19 protein-coding genes and 1 tRNA gene are annotated in these 22032 nt (G+C 69.1%); 19 read left to right on the forward strand and 1 reads right to left on the reverse strand.

Annotation, left to right across the window (positions count from 1 at the left end; all coding sequences use genetic code 11):
- The first annotated feature begins 1 nt into the window (after position 1).
- From ACZOOI_RS26545 to ACZOOI_RS26620, 16 genes are all read left to right on the forward strand, one after another.
- Positions 2-259 (forward strand): FCD domain-containing protein, encoded by a 258-nt coding sequence (locus tag ACZOOI_RS26545; RefSeq protein ID WP_465278205.1) that lies wholly within the window; start codon positions 2-4, stop codon positions 257-259.
- An 18-nt stretch (positions 260-277) separates the two neighbouring features.
- A complete protein-coding gene (locus ACZOOI_RS26550; protein WP_465278206.1) occupies positions 278-1510 on the forward strand; it encodes a CaiB/BaiF CoA transferase family protein in 1233 nt (410 codons plus the stop codon).
- Between the two features lie 92 nt (positions 1511-1602).
- On the forward strand, positions 1603-3708 hold the full coding sequence (locus ACZOOI_RS26555) for a hydantoinase/oxoprolinase family protein (protein WP_465278207.1): 2106 nt from the start codon (positions 1603-1605) through the stop codon (positions 3706-3708).
- A gap of 4 nt (positions 3709-3712) precedes the next feature.
- Entirely contained in the window at positions 3713-5599 is a 1887-nt protein-coding gene (locus ACZOOI_RS26560) for a hydantoinase B/oxoprolinase family protein (protein ID WP_465278208.1), read from the forward strand.
- On the forward strand, positions 5596-6240 hold the full coding sequence (locus ACZOOI_RS26565) for an isochorismatase family protein (protein WP_465278209.1): 645 nt from the start codon (positions 5596-5598) through the stop codon (positions 6238-6240). Before ACZOOI_RS26560 ends, ACZOOI_RS26565 begins: the two co-directional genes overlap by 4 nt.
- Positions 6241-6433: 193 nt before the next feature.
- Positions 6434-7291, forward strand: coding sequence for a 3-hydroxybutyryl-CoA dehydrogenase (locus ACZOOI_RS26570; RefSeq protein ID WP_465278210.1), 858 nt, complete (start codon positions 6434-6436; stop codon positions 7289-7291).
- 51 nt (positions 7292-7342) lie between these two features.
- Positions 7343-8503, forward strand: a complete 1161-nt coding sequence (locus ACZOOI_RS26575) for an acyl-CoA dehydrogenase (protein WP_465278211.1) — start codon at positions 7343-7345, stop codon at positions 8501-8503.
- Positions 8504-8722: 219 nt separating this feature from the next.
- Entirely contained in the window at positions 8723-9982 is a 1260-nt protein-coding gene (locus tag ACZOOI_RS26580) for an ABC transporter substrate-binding protein (RefSeq protein WP_465278212.1), read from the forward strand.
- 31 nt (positions 9983-10013) lie between these two features.
- Positions 10014-10868, forward strand: coding sequence for a branched-chain amino acid ABC transporter permease (locus ACZOOI_RS26585; protein ID WP_465278213.1), 855 nt, complete (start codon positions 10014-10016; stop codon positions 10866-10868).
- The gene (locus ACZOOI_RS26590) at positions 10868-12784 is read left to right on the forward strand and encodes a branched-chain amino acid ABC transporter ATP-binding protein/permease (protein WP_465278214.1); all 1917 of its coding nucleotides are present in this window, start codon (positions 10868-10870) and stop codon (positions 12782-12784) included. The genes ACZOOI_RS26585 and ACZOOI_RS26590 overlap by 1 nt, the downstream gene beginning before the upstream one ends.
- The gene (locus ACZOOI_RS26595; protein WP_465278215.1) at positions 12781-13527 is read left to right on the forward strand and encodes an ABC transporter ATP-binding protein; all 747 of its coding nucleotides are present in this window, start codon (positions 12781-12783) and stop codon (positions 13525-13527) included. The genes ACZOOI_RS26590 and ACZOOI_RS26595 overlap by 4 nt, the downstream gene beginning before the upstream one ends.
- Before the next feature lie 906 nt (positions 13528-14433).
- Positions 14434-14940, forward strand: coding sequence for a DinB family protein (locus ACZOOI_RS26600; RefSeq protein ID WP_465278216.1), 507 nt, complete (start codon positions 14434-14436; stop codon positions 14938-14940).
- A gap of 222 nt (positions 14941-15162) precedes the next feature.
- Positions 15163-15378 carry a hypothetical protein gene (locus tag ACZOOI_RS26605; protein WP_465278217.1) on the forward strand — a complete coding sequence of 72 codons (216 nt, stop codon included), beginning with the start codon at positions 15163-15165 and terminating at the stop codon, positions 15376-15378.
- 1243 nt (positions 15379-16621) lie between these two features.
- Entirely contained in the window at positions 16622-17167 is a 546-nt protein-coding gene (locus tag ACZOOI_RS26610; protein ID WP_465278218.1) for a hypothetical protein, read from the forward strand.
- 521 nt (positions 17168-17688) lie between these two features.
- Complete coding sequence (locus tag ACZOOI_RS26615) at positions 17689-17814, forward strand: hypothetical protein (RefSeq protein WP_465278219.1); 126 nt, start codon at positions 17689-17691, stop codon at positions 17812-17814.
- Positions 17815-17872: 58 nt separating this feature from the next.
- The gene (locus ACZOOI_RS26620; protein WP_465278220.1) at positions 17873-18358 is read left to right on the forward strand and encodes a hypothetical protein; all 486 of its coding nucleotides are present in this window, start codon (positions 17873-17875) and stop codon (positions 18356-18358) included.
- Between the two features lie 157 nt (positions 18359-18515).
- Here the strand turns inward: ACZOOI_RS26620 and ACZOOI_RS26625 are convergent.
- Positions 18516-18589 (reverse strand) — tRNA-Pro (locus ACZOOI_RS26625).
- A gap of 114 nt (positions 18590-18703) precedes the next feature.
- On the opposite strand from ACZOOI_RS26625, the gene ACZOOI_RS26630 reads away from it, so the two are divergent.
- The 3 genes from ACZOOI_RS26630 (at position 18704) to ACZOOI_RS26640 (ending at position 21984) form a co-directional block, all read left to right on the forward strand.
- The gene (locus tag ACZOOI_RS26630) at positions 18704-19678 is read left to right on the forward strand and encodes a hypothetical protein (protein WP_465278221.1); all 975 of its coding nucleotides are present in this window, start codon (positions 18704-18706) and stop codon (positions 19676-19678) included.
- A 562-nt stretch (positions 19679-20240) separates the two neighbouring features.
- Entirely contained in the window at positions 20241-21026 is a 786-nt protein-coding gene (locus ACZOOI_RS26635; RefSeq protein WP_465278222.1) for a helix-turn-helix domain-containing protein, read from the forward strand.
- 37 nt (positions 21027-21063) lie between these two features.
- On the forward strand, positions 21064-21984 hold the full coding sequence (locus ACZOOI_RS26640) for a DMT family transporter (RefSeq protein WP_465278223.1): 921 nt from the start codon (positions 21064-21066) through the stop codon (positions 21982-21984).
- Positions 21985-22032 lie beyond the last annotated feature (48 nt).

A 22032-nucleotide genomic window follows, 5' to 3' on the forward strand; every position in this document is an offset into this window, starting at 1 on the left:
CATGTGCGCGACGCCGCGACCGGCCCCCCGACTCGCGGCGCTGTTCACCTCCGTGACGCGGATGCCACTGGTGATGAGCACCTACCACCGCTACCGACCGGCCGACCCGGCTCGCAGCGCCGCCCACCACCGTGAACTGGTCGACGCGTTCCGCGCCCGCGACGGGGCCTGGGCCCGCGCCGTCATGGCATCCCACATCGCGGCGGCCAAGTCCGTACTCGTCGCGAACCCCACCACCCGCACACAACCCGACACGTAGCCCAATCCGGGAGCGCCCATGAACACCCCCCACCCCACACCCAACGACGGCACCGGACCACAGGGTCCTCTCGCCGGGTTGCGCGTGGTCGAGATGGGCCAACTCCTCGCCGGCCCGTTCTGCGGACAACTGCTGGGCGACTTCGGCGCCGAGATCATCAAGCTGGAGCCGCCGGGCACGGGCGACCCGATGCGCCAATGGGGCCGCGAGCGGCCCTACGGCAAATCGCTGTGGTGGCCCGTCGTCGCGCGCAACAAGAAATCGGTCACGTGCAACCTGCGCACCCCCGAAGGACAACGGCTGGCCCGCCGGATCATCGACCGGGCGGACATCCTGGTGGAGAACTTCCGCCCGGGAACCCTCGAACGCTGGGGCCTGGCACCGCAGGAACTCGCGAAAACCAACCCCGGTCTGATCGTCGTGCGCGTCACCGGCTTCGGCCAGACCGGTCCGTACGCCCCCCAGGCCGGATACGGCTCGATCGGCGAGGCGATGGGGGGCCTGCGCCACATCACCGGCGACCCCGACAAGAACCCCTCACGGACCGGGATCTCCATCGGCGACTCCCTCGCCGCGGTGTTCGCCACCATCGGCGCGCTGTCCGCGCTGCACCACCGCGAACGCACCGGCCACGGCCAGGTCGTCGACTCCGCGATCTACGAGGCGGTCCTGGCCATGACGGAATCCCTGCTCCCGGAATGGGCGATCGGCGGCTACCAACGCGAACGCACCGGCCCGGTCCTGCCCAACGTCTCGCCGAGCAACGTGTACCCGACCAAGGACGGCGACATGGTGCTCATCGCCGCCAACCAGGACACCGTCTTCAACCGCCTCGCCACAGCCATGGGAACCCCGGAACTCGCCCAGGACGAGCGGTACTCCACCCACGCCACCCGAGGCGCACACATGGAGGAACTCGACGAGCTGATCGCGGCGTGGACCCGGACACTGCCGGCCGCGGAACTTCTCGCCGTCCTCAACGACGCCGGCGTCCCCGCCGGCCGGATCTTCACCGCTCGGGACATGTTCGCCGACCCGCACTTCGCCGCCCGCGAGGCGATCGTCAAACTGGCGCACCCCGAACTGGGCGAGTTCCCGATGCACAACGTCTTCCCCAAACTCAGCGCCACCCCCGGCGCGGTACGCCACCTGGGCCCCGACCTCGGTGAGCACAACACCGCCGTCTACGAAGACCTCCTCGGACTCACCCCACACCAAGTGAGCGACCTCGCCGCGCGCGGCGTGGTGTGAACCCCGCCGACCGACCACCACCAGCTCCACCATCGCGTTCCACGATCCACACGACGGGCACGGACCCGCCCCATCTCCCCCGGAGGACCCCGATGGGATACCGCCTCGGCGTCGACGTCGGCGGCACGTTCACCGACGTGCTCCTCGTCGACCAGGACACCGGCACCACCCACCGCGCCAAGACCCCCTCGACGCCGCACGACCAGTCCGTCGGCGTCCTCGCCGGGGTGACCAAGGCATGCCGCGAGGCGGGGATCGACCTCGCGGCGATCAACCAGGTCCTGCACGGCACCACCGTCGCCACCAACGCCATCCTGGAGGGCCGGGGGGCCCGGGTCGGCCTGGTCACCACCACGGGGTTCCGACAGGTCCTGCAAATCGCCCGCTCCTACGTCCCCGGCGGCCTCGCAGGCTGGATCATCTGGCCCAAACCGGAACCACTCGCCGCCCTGGAGAACACCGTCGAAGTACGCGGGTGCATCGCCGCCGACGGCAGCGAAGTCGACGAACTCGACCTGGACGGCGCCCGCGCCGCGCTGCGCCGCCTGGCGGGCAACGACATCGAGGCGCTCACCATCGCCCTGATCAACTCCTACGCCGACGACCGCCACGAGCAGGCCCTCGCCCGACTGGCGGCCGAGGAACTGCCCGGAATCCCGGTGTCGTTGTCCAGCCGGGTCCTGCCCGAGATGCGCGAATACGAACGCACCGTCACCACCGTCGCCAACAGCTACGTGCAACCGGAGGTCGCCCGCTACGTCCGCAACCTCGACGACAACCTGCGTGCCCACCACATCAACGCCCCCCTGTCGATCCTGCGCAGCGACGGCGGACTCACCTCCGCCGACAAGGCCGCCCAGGACCCCGTCTCCCTGCTGCTCTCGGGACCCGCCGGCGGCGTGACCGGCGCGGTGTGGTTCGCGGGCCAGGCCGGCTACACCGACCTGCTCACCTTCGACATGGGCGGCACCTCCACCGACGTCGCGCTCGTCCTGGGCGGCGTCCCCCGCATCGGCCGCGAGACCACCGTCGGGGACCTGACCGTACGTGCGTCCAGCGTGGACGTGCGCACCGTCGGCGCCGGCGGCGGATCCATCGCCCACGTCCCGGAACTGACCAAGGCGCTGCGCGTGGGACCGCAATCCGCGGGCGCCCGCCCCGGGCCCGCCGCCTACGGCCACGGCGGCTCGGCACCCACCGTCACCGACGCCAACGTCGTGCTCGGCTACCTGCCCGACCAACTCGCCGGCGGCGCGATCACACTGGACCGCGAAGCCGCCCGGACCGCGGTCGCCACCGTCGCGGACGCCATGGCCCTGGACGGCCCCGAAACCGCCGCCGCGGGCATCGTCGACATCGTCAACGAGAACATGTTCGGCGCGCTGCGCCTGGTCAGCGTCCAACAAGGCTACGACCCGCGGGACTTCGCGCTCGTCGCGTTCGGCGGCGCGGGACCCCTGCACGCCAACGCCCTCGGCCGACTGACCGACGCCTGGCCGGTCATCGTGCCCCCCTCGCCCGGTGTCCTGTGCGCATTCGGCGACGCCACCACCTGTCCGCGCGCCGAGAGCGCGCGCACCCTCGTGCGCCGCTTCTCCACCCTCGACGCCGCCGAACTGCGCGGCATGCTCGCCGAACTCGCCGCCGCGGCGGGCGAGCGGCCGGCCGCCGAGGGCGTGGCCCACGCGTGGCAGCAGGTGGTGTGCGAGGTCGACGTGCGATACCACGGCCAGGGCTTCGAGATCCCGATCACGCTCACCCCGGACGTCCTGGCCGCGGACGACCTGCTCGCCGCACTGGGGCGCGCGTTCGACGCCGAGCACCAACGGCTGTTCTCGTTCCTGCTCGCGAACGAGAGGGAAGTCATCAACCTGCGGGTGACCGTCAGGGGACCCCGACCCGAGGTGGCGGGCCGCTCCCTGCCCGACGGCGGCACGGATCCCTGCGACGCCCTGATCGGTGGGACCGAGGTGTGGGTCGACGGCAGCCACAGGCGTGCCCGCATCTACGACCGCGACAAGCTCCTCGCCGGCAACGTCGTCGTCGGCCCGGCCGTCGTCACCGAGATGGACTCGACCACCCTCGTCCTGCCCGGACACGCGGCCACCGTCGACCGCACCGGCTGCCTGCTGATTCGCCCGCACGCACCCGCTCCGGGCCTCCTGGACCCCACCGACCCCGCCGAGAGCACGGAGTAGTCGCATGGCCCGCATCCAGCAGAGCGACACCACGCCCGTCGCCAAGGTGTCCGTGGACCCGGTCACCCTCGACATCATCGAGAACGCGCTGCGCAACGCGCGCCGGGAGATGGACGAAGTGCTCCTGCGCAGCGCACTGTCGCCGGGGATCCGCGAACAACACGACGAGTTTCCGCTGATCACGGACCCGGACGGCAAGATGGTCGTCGGCCAATTCGGCCTGTCCGTACCGGACTTCCTCGCCGGTTTCGACGGCACGATCGGCGAGGGCGACATCCTTTTGACCTCCGACCCGTACGCGTGCGGCGCGGCGATCAGCCACGCCAACGACTGGCTGATCGTGCTTCCGATCTTCCACACGGGCCGCCTGGTCGGATGGGCGTCGATGTTCGGCCACATGTCCGACGTCGGCGGCAAGACACCGTCCTCGATGCCCTCCGACGCCCGCACCATCTACGAAGAAGGCGTCGTCATCCCGCCCTTCAAGCTGTACGACGGCGGGCGGCTGAACGAGGACGCGCTCGGCATCATCCTCAACCAGGTCCGCATGCCCGATTGGAACCGCGCCGACCTCAACGGCCTGGTCGCCGCATGCACCACCGCGGCGCGCCGCATCGGCGAACTGTGCGACCGATTCGGCGCGTCCGTATACCTCTCCGCCCTCGACGCGCTGCTGGAACGCAACTTCCAGGCGATGAAGACCCTGCTGGCGACCCTGTTCGAAGACGGCGAGACCCTGGAGTTCACCGACTGGATCTGCGACGACGGCTGCGGATACGGCCCCTACGAGCTGACCATCGCGCTCACCCGTCACGGCGAGAAGATCCACCTCGACTTCGGCAAGGCCGCCCCCCAGGCCATCGGGCCGATCAACTACTACATCAACGAGAACCTCGTCAGGATGTTCTTCGGCATCTACGTCATCACCGTCGCGGACCCCCAAATCCTGTGGAACGACGGCTTCTACCCCCTGATCGACGTCACCATCCCCGAAGACTCCTTCTGGAAACCGCGCCGCCCGGCTGCGCTCAACGCCCGCAACCACGGCATCGGCCGCGTCTTCGACCTGTTCGGAGGACTGCTCGGCCAGAAGAACCCCGACATCCTCAACGCCGCCGGATTCTCCTCCTCGCCACACTTCATGTACTCCGGATACCGCACCGCGGGAGACCAGGCGGGGGAGTGGTTCCAGCTCTACTCCATCGGCTTCGGCGGCATCCCCGGACGCCCCGTCGGCGACGGACCCGACGGACACTCGCTGTGGCCGTCCTTCGTCAACATCCCCTGCGAATACCTCGAGGCGTACTACCCGATGCGCATCGAGCGCTGGGAGACCGTCGCCGACTCCGGCGGACCCGGCCTGCACCGGGGCGGCAACGCGGTCGATGTGGCGTACCGCTTCGGCGAACCGGGCACGATCGCCATCCACGACGACCGGTGGCTCACCTACCCCTGGGGCGTCAACGGCGGGCGACCCGGTGCTCGCGGGCGCAAATGGATCGAGCGCGCCGACGGCACCACCGAGGTGCTGCCGAGCAAGTGCCATGACGTGCCCGTGCGACCGGGTGACGTCCTGCACTTCGTCACCTGGGGCGGCGGAGGATGGGGAGACCCCTACCGGCGCGACCCCGCCATCGTCGGCCTCGAGGTTCGCCGCGGCCTGGTCACCGCCGCCGGCGCCCGCGACGGCTACGGCGTGGTGTGCGACCCCGACGGCCTCGTCGACGAAGCCGCGACCGCCGCGTTGCGGCCACGACTGGCGGCCGAACGCGGGGAGGCCCCCGTCTTCGACATGGGCCCGCCCCTGGCGACGATCCTCGAACGCTGTCAGGCCGAGACCGGCCTCCCCGCCCCCAAAAGCCCCGCCCACGTCCGGGAGACACTCACGTGAACGACCTGCGCGACGAATACCGCTCGATAGGGTTCGGCGCACGACTGGGCCCCGGCACCACCCCCGCGGTCCTGGTCATCGACGTCGTGCGCGCCTACCTGGACGACGCATCCCCCCTGCGGGCACCGGTCAACAACGCCGTCGCGGCCGCCGCACAGCTCGTCGCCGCCGCGCGCAGGGCACGCGTCCCGGTGCTGTTCACCACGGTGCTCCTCGCGCCCGGCGGCGCGGACGGGGGACTGTTCCGCCGCAAGGTGCCGGCGCTCGTCGCCTTCGAAGGGAGCAATCCGCTCGGCGCGTTCGCCGCCGACCCGGCTCCTCGCGAGGGCGACATCGTGGTGGTCAAGCAATACGCCAGCGGGTTCTTCGGCACCTCCCTGGCCTCCACCCTGCGCAGCATGACCATCGACACCCTCTACATCTGCGGACTCACCACCAGCGGATGCGTCCGCGCATCCGCCACCGACGCACTCCAGCACGGCTTCCGGCCCATGGTGGTCGCCGACGCCTGCGGCGACCGCAACGCCCAGGTGCACGAGGCCAACCTCCTGGACATGGAGGCGAAGTACGCCGACGTGATCGACCTCGATCAGGCACTGAAGCAACTGAACCGCGCCCGAACCACCCCGCACACCGGCTAGGCCGGCACCGGTCCCACGGCGGTGCCCCGACCCGCCGCGCCCCGCAACGGACGGGGAGTCGGGGGTGGCGGACCCCGGGAGACCAGACGCCTGCGCCCGGGACGAGGGGCACAACCGCCCTCGTGCCCTCCACCGAATCGCCCTGCGCCGTGCCATCAACCCGGCCATCACCTCCGGAGCAAGGAACACAGCCATGACCCCCATACGCAGAGTCGGCGTCGTCGGCGGCGGCCGGATGGGAGCCGGAATCGCCGACGTATGCGCCCGCGCGGGCCTGGGCGTCCTCGTCTGCGAGGCGAACAAGGAGACCGTCGACGCCGCGCGTCGACGCGTCGACGCGTCCCTGGACCGCGCCCACCGCGCAGGCAGGATCGACGACGCCCATCGAGACCGCGCCGCGGACGCCGTCGGCTACACCACCGACATCGCCGATCTCGCCGACCGCGACCTCGTCATCGAAGCCGCCTCCGAGGACGAGAGCACGAAACTGGCCATCTTCGCCGCCCTCGACGCCGTCGTGGCGAACGACGACGCCGTCCTCACCTCCAACACCTCGTCGATCCCGATCATGAAACTCGGCACCGCCACAAGCCGACCCGAGCGCGTCGTAGGACTGCACTTCTTCAACCCCGTGCCCGTGCAGCGCCTCGTCGAGGTGATCCCATCCCTGGTCACCTCCGAGGAGACCGTCGGACGGGCGGCGGACTTCGCCACGGGCACCTTGCGCAAGTCGGTCATCCGTTCCCAGGACCGCGCCGGCTTCGTCGTCAACGCCCTCCTGGTGCCCTACCTGCTGTCGGCGATCCGCATGCTCGAATCCGGCTTCGCGTCCGCGGACGACATCGACAACGGCATGGTCCTCGGCTGCGCCCACCCACTGGGACCCCTGCGGCTTTGCGACCTCATCGGCCTCGACACCCTCACCGCCATCGCCCAGTCCATGTACGCCGAGTTCAAGGAACCCTTGCACGCACCCCCGCCCCTGCTGCTGCGGATGGTGGATGCCGGACTCCTGGGCCGCAAGTCCGCCCGCGGATTCCACGTCTATTGACCCCCACTCGCACCACCCCGGCCCACAAGCACCCGAGAAAGGTTGACGCCCGTGGCAGGACCAGGCGACTTCGATCTGTTCCGCGTCTCCGAGGAGCACGACATGCTCCGCGAGTCGGTCCGCGCTCTCGCGGAGGCGAAGATCGCCCCGTTCGCCGCCGAGGTCGACGAGCAGTCCCGGTTCCCGCAGGAGGCGCTGGACGCGCTCAGCGCCAACGATCTCCATGCGGTGCACATCCCGGAGGAGTACGGTGGTGGCGGCGCCGACGCGCTGGCCACCGTGATAGTGATCGAGGAGATCGCGCGCGTGTGTGCGTCCTCGTCGCTGATCCCGGCGGTCAACAAGCTCGGCACGATGCCGCTGGTCCTGTCCGGCTCGGAGGACCTCAAGCGGCGCTACCTGGGCGCGGTGGCGCGCGGTGATGGGATGTTCTCGTACTGCCTGTCCGAGCCCGAGGCGGGTTCGGACGCGGCGGCGATGAGGACCCGCGCGGTGCGCGACGGCGACTCGTGGGTGCTCGACGGGGTCAAGCGCTGGATCACCAACGCGGGGGTGTCCGAGTTCTACACGGTGATGGCGGTGACCGACCCGGACAAGCGCAGCAAGGGCATCTCGGCGTTCGTGGTGGAGAAGTCGGACGAGGGCGTCTCGTTCGGCGCGCCGGAGAAGAAGCTCGGGATCAAGGGCTCGCCGACGCGCGAGGTCTACCTCGACAACGTGCGGATCCCGGCCGACCGGATCATCGGCGAGGAGGGTACGGGCTTCGCCACCGCGATGAGGACGCTCGACCACACGCGCGTGACGATCGCGGCGCAGGCGCTGGGCATCGCGCAGGGTGCGCTCGACTACGCGAAGGGCTATGTGCAGGAGCGCAGGCAGTTCGGCAAGCCGATCGGCGACTTCCAGGGCATCCAGTTCATGCTCGCCGACATGGCGATGAAGCTGGAGGCGGCCCGACAGCTGACCTACGCGGCGGCGGCCAAGTCGGAGCGCGGCGACGCGGATCTGACCTTCCACGGCGCGGCGGCCAAGTGCTTCGCGTCCGACGCGGCGATGGAGATCACCGTCGACGCGGTGCAACTCCTGGGCGGATACGGCTACACGCGCGACTACCCGCTGGAGCGGATGATGCGCGATGCCAAGATCACCCAGATCTACGAGGGCACGAACCAGGTCCAGCGCATCGTGATGGCGCGGAACCTGCCGAAATAGGCGCGTACTTGGCCTTCATCGCCCCGACGGCCCGGGCGCAGCGCCACATCCCGAAAACGGAACCAACAAAGCCAGTTCCGCTACGGCAGCGCGTGTGACCGTCACAACCCGCCGGCGCGTCGAGGCCACCGCACCTCGAAACCCACCTCGCAGAGGCCGAGCCTGCCCCCTCGATCGGCGAGTTTTCCTCCCTCCCCCCACCGAAGCCAAGGAGGCGCTGTGCACACCAACGCCCGACGAGCCGTTGCCGCCGCCGGAACCTCGCTCCTGATCCTCGCCGCCGTCTCCGGCTGCTCCGGCAAGGGCGCCCGACCGTCCTCGCCGGCCGCCTCCGGCCCCGGGGGAGCCTGGAGCGCCGGCACCGGCAAGATCAAGGTCGGTCTGATCGCCCCGCTCACCGGCCCCTTCGCGGTCCTGGGACAATCCCAGCAGAACTCGCTCCAAGTGGAGGTCGACCGGGTCAACGCGGCCGGCGGCCTGGGCGGAGCCAAGCTCGAACTCCTCGCCCGCGACTCCGCCCTGGACCCGGCCAAGGCCGTCCAGGCGACCCAGGAACTCGCCACCGACCCGGCCGTGCGCCTGGTGGTGGGCCCCTCCCTCACCGCGTTCTGGGACGCGGCCAAGAAGACACTCGAGAACAACAAGAAGCTCAACTGCCAACCCGGTGTCGCCGGAGGCAGCTTCGCCGACCAGAAGTACGCCTTCCGCGGGCAGGACTCCTACGAAGCCGATGCCCGAGCCAACCTGGGTTGGCTGCGCAAGCAGGGCGTGACATCCATCGCGACGGTGTACGAGCAGGACGACACCGGCAAATCGCTGGACGCCATCCTCAAGCGACTCACACCCGAATACGGCATCCAATACCAAGGCGTGCAGTTCACCCGCGCCGACGACCAGACCCACCTGCCCTACGTGAACAACATCAAGGGCGCCGGCGCCCTGTGGATCTCCAGCAACGTACCCGGCGGTCCGAAAAGCCTGGCGGCGGTCAAGGAAGCCGGCTATACCGGCAAAATCGTCTCCGGCTCCGGCCTCCAGAACATCGGGTTCCTCGAAGCCAGCGACACCGCCGCCGACGGTGCGGTCTTCGCCAACATGTACTACCCGTTCCCCAGCCGCACCGACCCGAGCGGATGGCAGCCGGGATACCGGGCCCACATCGACGAGGTCGTCAGGAAGTACGGCCGCAACACCGGCCAGCGAGCCGCCGGCGCCTCCTCCCCCAAGGGCACGGCACTGGCCGCCGACTGCGTCTTCGCGTACACCAGGGCCGCCGAACAGGCGCACAGCGTGGACCCGGACGCGGTCGCCGCGGCATGGTCCACGCTGGACGCGCCCGCCCAACAGACCCCCTCCGGCAACCGCATCGCGGTCACCCCGGCCCACGACATGTACCGGCCCGAGGACGTGCACCTCTACCGCTGGAACAAGGACGCGCAAGGCTGGTACACCACCGACGTCACCCAGGACCAGAAATGAGCACCCGCATCCCGACGGCGGGAGGCGCCGCATGGACCTGACGACGTGGACCGACGGACTGTACGCGGGGTCCGTCTACGCTCTGATCGCCCTGGGCCTGGCGATCATCCACCAGCCCACCCGGGTGGTGAACTTCGCCCAAGGCGAAGCCTTGGTCCTCGGCGCCGTCATCGGCTACCAGGTTTTGTCCGTCCAGGGCTGGGGCTGGGCTGCGGCGCTCACCGTGGCCGTGATCGCCGGCCTCGGCATGGGCATCGCGCAGGAACGCATGATCATGCTTCCGGTGCGGCTGTCCGGCTCCCGGTTCGCCTGGATCATCGCCACCCTCGCGGTCGCGATGATCGCCCAGTCGCTGTACCTGATCAACTTCTCGGGCGACGTGCTGCGGCCCGCCCCGATGATCGACGGCTCCGTGCACGGCGTCGCCTGGCAGAAGCTGCTCGTCCTCGCGGCCGCTCTGCTGGTCATCGGAGGGTACGACCTCTTCCTGCACCGCACGTGGTACGGGCGCGCCATCCGGGCGGCCGCCCACGATCCCGAAACCGCGACCCTGTTGGCGATTCCGGTCCGCGGCGTGGTCGTCGTGAGCTTCGCCCTCTCGTGCTGCATCACCACCGTCGCGGGCCTCCTGGCCGCGCCCGTGCTCTTCGTCGGCCCGGCCGACGGACTGCTCTTCGCGGTCAAGGGCTTCATCGCGGCGGTCATCGGCGGCATCGGTTCCCCGCGCGGCGCCCTGATCGGCGGACTCACGGTAGGTCTGCTCGACTCGCTCGTCGCCGCCCATGTCAGCGCCTCCACGGGAAGCATCGTCGTCTACATCGCACTCGGCGCGATCCTGGTCGCGTTCCCGACCGGCCTGTTCGGCAAGCCGATGGAGGGACACTGATGGATACCCCACTCCAGCCCGGCGCGGGCACGTTGGCCGCCTGGTATCGGGCCCGTCCCCTGGCGTTGACCGTGCTCACCGCAGTCGGCGTGGCCCTCCTGCTCGCCTGGCCGGACATCATCGCGTTCTACTCGTGGCAGTCCGAGTACTACGTCAAGCTGTTCAGCGCCGCAGCCGTGAGCGCGATCCTCGTCGTGTCCCTCAACCTGTGCATGGGCTACGGCGGGCTCATGTCGATGCTCCACACCGGCCTCCTGGCCGTCGGCGCCTACTCGGTGGGCTCGGCCACGTTGAAGGCGGGCTGGAGCCCCTGGCTGGGGATGCTTCTCGCGGTCGGCGCCGGAGCCGCCGCAGCGGCGGTCGTCGTCCTGGTGAGCCTGCGCGCCACAGCGCTGTACTTCGGGATGATCACCCTGTCCGCCAACCTCCTGCTGGTCGAGATTGCCGGACAGTGGGATTCCGTCACCGGGGGAGTCAACGGTCTCACCGACATTCCCGCACCGTCGGGCATGAGCACCGATGCGTTCTACTACGTGACCCTTGCCGCGCTGGCCCTCGCATACGTCGTGCAGCGCAACCTGGTGCGCAGCGGAACCGGCCGAGCCACCATGGCGGTTCGCGAATCCTCCGAGACGGCCTCCGCGCTCGGCATCCGCCCCTGGGCGGCGAAACTCCGCATCTTCACCCTCGCCGGCGCGCTCGGCGGCCTCGCCGGGGGCCTCTACGCGGTCCAGAACACGTTCGTCAGCCCCGGCGTGGGCGCGATGGACAACGGACTGGTCCTGTTCGTGGGCCTGATGCTCGGCGGCATCGGCACGCTCACCGGTCCCATCCTGGGGGTCGCGATCGCGCAGACCCTCGACTACTACACCCGGGACCAGGGAACCTATCGCACCCTCATCCTCGGGTGCGTGCTCCTGGCGGCCATGATGATCATGCCACGCGGCATCGTCGGCACCTGGCGAGTGTCCAGACTCGGACGCCAGGTCATCGGCGATCCCGCCGACGTGCCGGTACCGAAAGAGGTGCCGGCCGCAATCGGCGACGTCCTCGCCTCGCGGGCGCCGGAGGAGCCGGTCCTCGTCGCGCGCGCCGTGGTCAAGAGATTCGGCGGGCTCACTGCCCTGGCGGGCGTAGACCTGGCCATTCGCGCCGGCACGGTCCACGGGGTGATGGGACCCAACGGCTCCGGAAAATCCACCCTCATGTCCTGCCTCACCCGGCACCTACACGCGGACGGAGGCGAGATACTCATCGGAGACCGACCGGCGCCGCGCACGCCGGCGGCCGTGTCCGCGTCAGGCGTCACGAGAGTCTTCCAAACACCTCATCTGTTCGAACAGGTCTCGGCCCTGGACAACGTCCTGACCGGCATGCACCTGCGCGAGCGCCAGACCTGGTTCTCCGCGGTCCTGCGTACTCCCGGATACCGACGCGAGGACCGCGCCGAGCGAGACGAGGCACGCGAACTGCTCGCCTTCGTCGGGCTCGGGGGACGCGCGGACTGGCCCGCCGACTCCCTCTCCCACGGACAGAAGCGACTCCTGGAAGTCGCGAGGGCCGTCGCCACCCGACCCCGGGTGCTGATCCTGGACGAACCCGCCACCGGTCTGACGAACACCGAAGTCGACGCGCTGGCCCGCCTGGTCAGAGCCCTGCGCGACCGGGGCCTTGCCGTGGTCCTGATCGAGCACAACGTCGAATTCGTCATGCGCGTCTGCGACACCATCACCGTCCTCGACGGGGGCCGAGTGATCGCCGAAGGCGACCCCGACCGCATCCGCACGGACCCGGGTGTGCTGCGCGCCTACCTCGGCGACACACCCACCGGCGGGCCCGGGCCCGCAACTCAGGAAGCCGAATGCGAAGGTCCGACCTCGTCGTCCGGGACCGAAATCACAGAGAAGCCGGCATGAACGACCCCGTGTTGCTCATCGAATCCCTGACCGTCAGATACGGCGCCGTAACAGCGTGTGCGGGCCTGTCCATCGCGGTGCGCCAAGGCGAGTTCGCCGTGCTGCTCGGTGCCAACGGCGCGGGAAAGACCACGACCCTGCGGGCCGTTTCCGGACTCGTACGGCCGTCGTCGGGCCGCATCGAACTCGACGGCATCGACATCACCAGGACCGGGGCAGCGCTGCGTACCAAACGCGGCATCGGGCACGTCCCCGAGGGGCGACGCATACTGTCGGAACACACCGTCGAGGAGAACCTTCTCCTCGGGGCGTTCGGACACCGACGCGACAAACCGGCAGTGCGCACCTCACTCCACGAGATGTACAGTCTCTTTCCGCGGCTCGGGGAACGACGCACCCAGCCTGCGGGCTCCCTCTCCGGTGGTGAAGCCCAAGCCCTCGCCGTTGCAAGGGCGTTGATGGGACGACCCCGACTTCTCATGCTCGACGAGCCAAGCCTTGGACTCGACCCGCTTCGCGCCGCGGAGATGTTCCACTACCTCTCCCGACTGAACCGCGAACAGGGCATGACCGTACTCCTGGTCGAGCAACAGGCCAGGGTAGCCCTCGCACACGCCGACCACGGCTGGGTCCTCGATCGTGGCCGGGTGGCGCTGTCGGGCACGGCCGCGGAACTGACCGCGGACCCCCGAGTGCAACACGCGTACTTCGGAGCGCCTGCCCCAACGCGAGACCACGGATGACAGATGCAACGACGCTCGACGTCCCTCGAACTGAGGACACGGCGTCGCGAGAACACCGCTCATGAGATGGGACTCCACCCGTGAGACGCTGTGATGCGTGGTCTCGAACGGACCCACGCCGCCCGAACACCGGCGTGCCATCGGCACAACGCCCGCTCTCGGCACGGGTGACTCCGGCGGGGACGGCCCGTCCCGGCGGATCCCATCAGGGACCCGCACAAGCGAGACCCGGCGTTGTCCCAGCCGGTACGGCGTGGCGACGTCCGGGGCGTGGAGCCCCCTGCCGGCGGCACCTGCGATAGTCCGCATGCCGGCGCGCGAGGAGCGGACCCGGGCCGGTTCCGACCGGGCCGTTGATCGCCGATGGGGCACCGCAGGGTCATGCTGGGGACGCCGAAACCTTACCCAGCCCTTCCGGGGGCGTCGATGTACACCACGTCCACGTGCGGGCGCACGAAAGCGAGTGCGAGGTGGCCGTGGCCGGCGAGCTGGACCTGGCCACCGCACCGCGACTGCGCGCGGCGGTCGGCGCGAACTTGCGGCACGACGCCAAATCGCCGGGCCAGGCCTCACCCGGACCGCCCCGGCGGGGGTACCGAACCTGGCCTCCCGGGCGCTCAGCCGCTCCATCGGGCGCCCGATCATCGCCTCGGACACCGGACTCACCCCGCAACCGCCCGCCCACCCACCGCGATTCCTGCCCGCCACGCCTGGGGAGATCGACCCGGTGGCCCACCTGATCCACCTGTGCCGTGCGGAGGCCGATCCCCTCCGCTGCCCCCTTCTCGCAGACACCGTGGAGTCCATGCCCCGCGTGGCTGGGCTGGGGCCTGTCCGGCGGGAGCAGGTGGGGTCCGCCGTTAAATACCTCGACATCGGTCGCGGTGATCGGGGACGCTTCGCGCGATGACCAGAATCGACGACACGCCGCCCGCGTGGGACGAGCGCACGCAGCTCACCACATTTCTCGACTACGCACGTGCCACCGCCCGCGCCAAGTGCGATGGCATCTCCGCGGAGAACGCCCGCAAGGCGCTCCTGCCGGGCTCACCGCTGATGACCGTGAACGGATTGATCAACCACCTCCGCTGGGTCGAGTACCACTGGTTCCAGGTGGTCTTCCTCGGCGAGGAGGACCGGGGCCCCTGGACCGACGAGGACCCCGACCGCGAGATGCGTATCGCCGTCGACTTCCCGCTCACGCAGTTGCTCGACGAATACGCCGAACAGAGCGCCCGCTACCGCGAACTGGTCGCCGGGAACAGCCTGGACACCCGGGCCGAGGGAGCCGTCCGCGACGGTCTCCGTGTCGACCTGCGCTGGATCCTCCTCCACCTCACCGAGGAGACGGCCCGCCACAACGGCCACCTGGACATCCTGCGTGAGATGCTCGACGGCACGACCGGCGGCTAGATAGGCCGCCCTTGCTGCCCCTTCGTTGGCGGTTGGCCAGCCGGCTCTTCGGCTCGGGGTGGTGTGCTTGGTCTGGCGTCGTCGCAGGTAGCGGCGGTTGCAGCGGGATGAGTACGCCTTGTTGGGGACTCGCCGCGTGCGCGGCTCGAGGTCTTTCGGCGCCATGTAGTCGCGGTCGAGGCGGCGTTGGCGTCCGGGCGGTTGGCGCAGGATCGGCGTCGGTTGGCGACCGTCAATCTCGATCCGGCCGAGCACGAGCGGTTGGGGCACGTTGCGGCGCAGTACGAGCGGCTTGCGTTCGAGGACACGTTGGCGTTGCGCGATCTGCGGGTGCGGGTGCGGGTGCGGGTGCGCGAGCGGGGGCTGGAGCCGCCCGTTCTTCCCACCGGGCTCACTCATGTCGACGACGGCGTCGCGACGGAGGCGCCGGGCGTGTGAAAGGCCCGACAGGCCAACGCAGTTACGACGGTCACCCCGAGGAAGAGCGGGCTACCCTCCGCGCCGGTGGGCTGCGCCCCTGGTGGATACGCCGTGCGGGGGAGTTGCCGGCGTGATGCGATGCCTCCTTCCCCGAAGGTGGCTCGCTGGAGTACATCGCGAAGAGCCCATGTGGCTCATGAAGCTCGCGTCGGTCGATGGCGTAAGCGATCGACCGAATCGAGGGAGCGGAGCGCGTGCGCTTCGGAAACAGGCATCGATAACTGGCCGATGCAAGGAACGATGCGTAGGGACAGGGGTGGTGATGGTGCATCATCTGCATCGGACGCGGGTTCGGCCGGAGAGTGCGGAGCGCGACACGGCGGGGGCGGGGATGTTGGAGGGCGGCTATCGCAAACGATCTTGCGACTGACTTCGTCCCAATCCTTGTCCGCAGGTTCGACGGCTTTTCCGGGCTTCGAGTCAGAGGCTTTCCAGAGCCGTTTGCGCGTTTTCAGGCCCCATCGGTCGATGGTGTGTCCCTGATAGAAGCGAATCATGGCTGCGGAGGAGCCGAACTTCGGATCGGTCAGATCCAATGTGGGGGTGTATTGGGCACATACACAACCGGAAGAGTTCCTGATGGTCGTGTCGTCGCATCTGACTGTCTGGAGCGCGCCTCCGCCCCATCCGTTGTTTCCTGGGATGGTGGGCGTGCCGGGCAGGATCGCGTGCATTTTCCAGGTGGGGAAAATGGTATTCCTGTCCGTGCCGGTCCACGTCATCGTTCCGTCATAGATCAGAACGGCATCTTGGAATGCCGTCTGGTAATTCCACGTGTCCTTCGCGGTACATGCGGGCGAGCAGGCCGACTCGATGCTGAGGGTGAGACCCTTCAGGGCCGGATCGAATCGGGCAGCGCGGTCCGGGTGTTGGTCGATGGCGCTTCGCGATTGTTCGCATGCGTATCCGTCGCAGCGGCCGATGATGCGGGAGGGGGAGAAGGGCGGACTCCTTCGGCGCTTGCGGTCGTCGGGAAGAGGGTAGGGCTCATCAGTACGACCAGCGAAACAGCCAGGCCCAGGGAACGTGCCCTCGGCCGGTTCCTTATTCGCACCGCGCGGTACTCCTTTCTGGGAACGACGCGGTTCGCCGTTTCATCTCGGCGAGGCGCTGGATGCGCGAACGTCGTGGATGGGGATCGCGTGCGCGTTCAGCGATCGGTAGGATTGGCTCGCCGAGATGCTCACGAGGAAGGACGGGAATGGAATGGTCCGCATGGGCCTGGATTCGCGATTACTCGTATTTATGCGGCTTCTTCGGATACGCCAGGGGCGTCACGCCACGTGAGGTGATCCACGCTGCGAATATGTCCGGGCGAGAACCGTTCATGACGACGCGCAGTGAGGCCATGGCCATGGATGCAGATCTCTATGAAGAAGGTTTGACACTGCTGCGGGCAGGTCGGATCGGGGATTGGACCTATTTTATGACGGCCCTGTCGGCGAAGCCGAGCAGGGAGCCTTTCATGTCCGAAATTTCCCGCAATGGAGATGCCTTGGGGTTCTATTGGGACTCGATGCAGTGGTTTACTTACGCCAGAAATGGGTCGATCGAGTTGTCATGCGACCCAATGTTCGGCGTACCGATGGAAGCGCCTGCCTCGGCTCTCGTACGAGATCTGCGCTCGGCTGTACCGGGCGGGTCCGGCCTAGAGCAGTTCTTTGCCGTATGCAGTGAACACTTCGGATTCTCGGTCGACATCGAAGTGATATCTGCATCGTCGCCGTCCGTCCATATCGACGTCTGACCCCCATGGCAATTACCATGTGTGATCGTGCGAGTACAACCAGACGGTACCAGTTGAGTCCCACGTCTCGGAATAGAGTCGTGGAAGTATGACCGATAAACTATAAATAATCCCTTTATTTCGATTGGGATGAAATTGGACTTTCTGCAAGAATTCGCAGTCATTTCGACGGAGTGATGAGGATTCACATACACAACGTCCGGATCCTCATGGTCGGGATCGAGGGCCTGCTGGAAGAAGCAGGTACATACATTCGCGAAACGACGTGTAGCCTGCCCGCCCCGGCTCGCCCCCACCCGGCTCGGCCCCACGCACCGGCCCGTCCTGAAGGATGAGATGGTGGGGAGTACCGAGGCCGGCAGTGCAACGCCCCAGCGTCCGGATGACGTTGGCCTGTTCTCGAGGGCTATCCACGACTTGCGGAGAACGTTGTCCCGGTCGTGCGCCGTAGGCAACGCTTCCTGAGGACGGGGCGGGGCTGTCGACCGTCAAGAACACGATCGCGATCCTCGATGCGTGTGATGCAACATGCCCAGCGGGACGGGCTGATCGAGATGAATCCGGCCCGGGTCACCGGCCGGCAGCATTCCTACCGCACGGCCGAGGACGAGTTCGACAACCCCCGCGCGGTTGCGCTGTGCGAGTGAGCGGCGCTCGATGGGCCGGCGAAGGCTTTGGTCGCCCGCTCGCACGGGGTGGGGCGACGTGGTGCGGTTCGCCGGGTGCACCGCGGCGCGCATCGGTGAGTTGTCCGGCGTGCGGATCAAGGACATCGACACCACGACGTGGATGTGGGACCTGTGCCGGCAGACCACTCCCTCGCCCGGTGGGCTGGTGGACAAGGGGACCAAGGGCAAGCGTCGCCGCTGGGTGCCGATCATTCCACTGGTCCGACCGATCGTGCTCCGCCGCATCGCGCTCGCCGGCCCTGACCCCGACCCGATGACGCGGTTGTTCACCGGGCCGCGCGGAGGGCGGATCACGACGGCGATCCTGCGGGACGCGACTCACTGGGACGAGGTAGTCGCCGCGCAGGGCTACGAGTTCCTGCTCCGGCACGGGCCGCGGCACACCGGACTGACATGGATGGCCGACGCGGGCGTCCCCGTATACACGTACTGCGGAAGATCGCCGGGCGCGGATCGCTCGCGACGAGGCAGCGGTATTTGCACCCCGAACTGCGGTTGGTGACCAGCGCGTCGGAGGCGCTTCAGGTGCATTTGAACCCGGCGTGGTCCACAAATGGTCCACAGACGATCTTGGACGCCTCGTCCAACCGATAGGTGGTCTGAACGAGCAAGAGGCGCTGACCTGGGCTTTTGCCCCTGTCAGCGCCTCTTGAACACCGTCGGGACGACAGGATTTGAACCTGCGACCCCTTGACCCCCAGTCAAGTGCGCTACCAAGCTGCGCCACGTCCCGGTGTTCGGCTGGCCGAACACCGAAACCATATCGCACTTTGGGGGGTGGTCCGCCACGTGGTTGTTCGGTGGTGTCGGGCGTGGGGAGGGGGGGTGGGTCCGGGAAGATCTTGGGGTGGCTTATCCGGTGAATGTCGATGTCGTGCCGCTCGAGACCTATCCCGATCTGGATGAACTCCAGCGGCTCGGGGTCGGGGCGTTGCTGAGTGATGGGCTCGAGTCCGTGGAGGGGTTCGAGGAGGCGGATGGGGTCGGGGTGGACCTGGTGGACTATCGGGTCACGCCTCGGTCGGATGGGGCTGCGGTGTTGATGTCGGTGGACGCGCCGACGTTGGAGGCGGCCGAGCGGACGGCGCGGCAGATGGTGCTGGCGGTGCTGGAGGCCAGCGTGTTGCTCGCGGATTGGCGGGTGGTGCGCAGCGAGGTGCAGTTGCATGAGGAGTTGGTGTACGAGAGTTTGCTGGCGGCGGACGGGCCGGACGCTCCGGCGGGGGATCCGGCGTTGCGGGCGCGGCGGCCGATGCCCGAGGAGCGGTTGCGGATCGAGCGGCAGGCCGCGGGGGTGCGGGCGTTCGGGCTGGATGCGTTCGGGTGTGAGCCGGACACCGCGCAGCCGGACGTACCCGAGGAGAAGGCGAGGCTGGCGGCGGGGGCCGTGGCGAGCTCGGTGGGGGTGCTCGTGGATCTGCTGTTCACGGATCTGGTGAATCTTCGTGAGGCGGACGGGGCCTCGTTTTTCGTGTTGGATGCGTTGCCGATTCTGGAGGAGGGGTTCGTCCGGCGGTTCGTGGTGGCTGCCGTCACGGTCACCGGGCGGCTCGGTGGGAACGAGTGGGCGCCGCCCGCGTGCTTTGCGGAGGAGATGGCCTTGCGGTTGTTGGTGGATCAGGCGGCATCGCTGTTGGAGCGGCACGGGTTGTACGACGACGATGTCGAGGCCGCGTTCGTGACGTTCAGCGATGCGGCGTCGGACGATCCGGAGTCGGTGGAGTTGCGGTTGTCGGACCCCGGGCCGGAGGAGTGGTTCGAGCCGATCGTGCCGGGGCGGCCGGTGCATGGTTATTTGAGAGCGCATCGACATGAGTGGTGAGATAGCGCCGGGTGGCGCGGGCGCGGTGGGTGCGTTGGGTGGCACCGGCGCGTTGCGTGGCACGGGCGCGGCGGGTGGCACGGGTGGTACGGGTGGCGCAGGTAGCGCAGCTGCCACAAGTGGTTCAGGTGGGTTGAGTGGGACGAGTGGGCGTGGCGGGTTGGATGGCCCCGGCAGCCCCGGCAGCCCCGGCAGCCCCGGCAGCCCCGGCAGCCCCGGCAGCCCCGGCAGCCCCGGCAGCCCCGGCAGCCCCGGCAGCCCCGGCAGCCCCGGCAGCCCCGGCAGCCCCGGCAGCCCTGCCGATCCCGCTGGCCCTGCCGATCCCGCGGGACCCGCCGCCCCCCGCAGCCTCCGTGCGCCCACCCCGTCAACCACACGCACTCGACCAACCCCACTAACCCCACGAATCGCGTCAACCGCACCAACCCCACCAACCACCCCCGACGCCCCGCATGCCACACGAGCCCCCCGCGCCGACGTGCGGCCGCGGCCCGATGGTGGGCGTGGCGAGTCCGCTGTGTGGACGCGCGTGTATGGGGTCGAGGACACGCCCCTCGATCTGATGACCGCGCGATTTCGGCGGCATCGGTATGCGCCGCACGCGCACGAGGAGTACGCGATCGGGGTGTGCGTCGAGGGGGTCGAGCAGATCGGTTACCGCGGCGCGGTGCATCGGTCCGGACCCGGGACCATCGTGGTCGCCGAGCCGGGCGAGACGCACACCGGCGGGCCCGGTATCCCCGAGGGGTACGCCTACCGGGTCTTCTACCCCTCCGCCGCCCTGGTCGGCGAGGACCTGCCCGGCCCCGCCCCGCACTTCCCGTCGCTGCTTGTGGCCGACCCGGGGCTTGCCGCCGAGATGGTCGCCGTACACGTGCACCTGACCGCCGGCGGCGACGCGTTCGAGGGCGAGTCCCGGGTCGTGGAGGTGCTGCGGGCGCTCGTCGGGCGGTACGCGGTACGGGCCAGGGCCGATCGGCACGCTTCGCCGGACGCCGCCCGGGTGGCCCGCGCGGTGCGCGAACGGCTCGCCGACCAACTCGTGAGCCCGCCCTCGCTGAGCGAGTTGTCGGCCGGGATCGGGCTGTCCCGCTACCAGACCCTGCGCGCGTTCCGCGACGCGGTCGGGCTGCCCCCGTACGCCTGGCTCGCCCAGTACCGGGTCGCCCGCGCCAAGGTGCTGCTCGCCGCGGGGATGACGCCGGCCGAGGCGGCGCTCGCGGTCGGGTTCGCGGATCAGGCGCATCTGGGGCGATGGTTTCGCCGGGTGCTGGGGGTGACCCCCGCCGGCTACCGCAGCAGCGTGCTGCGCAACAACGTTCTAGACCGATCGGCCTCGCGTGGTTGATCATCCTCTTCGATCAAGAGATTGAGGGGACACGGCCGTGAGTCGTCGTGGGGCGTTGTTGTTCGCGTGCATGTGTGTGATCTGGGGGATCCCGTACCTGCTGATCAAGGTCGCGGTGGACGAGGTTTCGCCGGGCGTGCTGGTGTTCGTGCGTACCGGACTCGGGGCCCTGCTGCTGTTGCCGTTCGCGTTGCGGGGCGCGGGCCTGCGCGGGCTGGGGCCGTACAAATGGCCGCTGCTGGTGTTCGCGGTGACCGAGTTCGTCGGGCCGTGGTGGATGCTCTCGGACGCCGAGCGGCGGTTGTCGAGTTCGACGACGGGGCTGTTGATCGCATCGGTGCCGATCTTCGGGGCGGTGCTGGTGTACCTGACCGGTGGTACCGAGCGCATGGGTGCGGTGCGCTGGGCCGGGCTCGCGATCGGGTTCGGCGGGGTTGCGGTACTGGCCGGGCCCACGCTCGGCGGCGGCGATCCGTGGGCGGCGCTCGAGGTGCTCGCGACAGCCCTGTGCTACGCGGGGGCGGCGCTGGTGGCGGAGCGCAGGCTCAAGGACGTGCCGAGTCTGCCGATGACGGTGGTGTGCCTGGGCTTCACCGCGCTGGTGTACATACCGCTGGCCGCCGTGCAGTGGCCTTCGCACGTGCCGGGCGGGAAGGCGCTCGGCGCGATGGGCGTACTGGCACTGGTGTGCACCGCGATCGCGATGGTGATCTTCTTCGAATTGGTGCGCGAGGTGGGTGCGGCGCGGGCGACGGTGATCACGTACGTCAACCCGGCGGTCGCGGTGGCGGCGGGGGTGTTGATCCTGGACGAGAACTTCACGCTCGCGATCGGGGCCTCGTTCGTGCTGATCCTGGGCGGCGCGGTACTGGCCACGCGCAGGAACGCGACCCCGGTCGCGGTGATCGACGAAGCCACGGACCTGCCGGGGACGGTCGACGCGCCCGAGCGCTGCTAGGCATTTCTTCAATCCCGCGCCGAGTACCGCGACGCCCGGCACTGCACC

This window comes from Embleya sp. L77 (genome assembly GCF_055557415.1).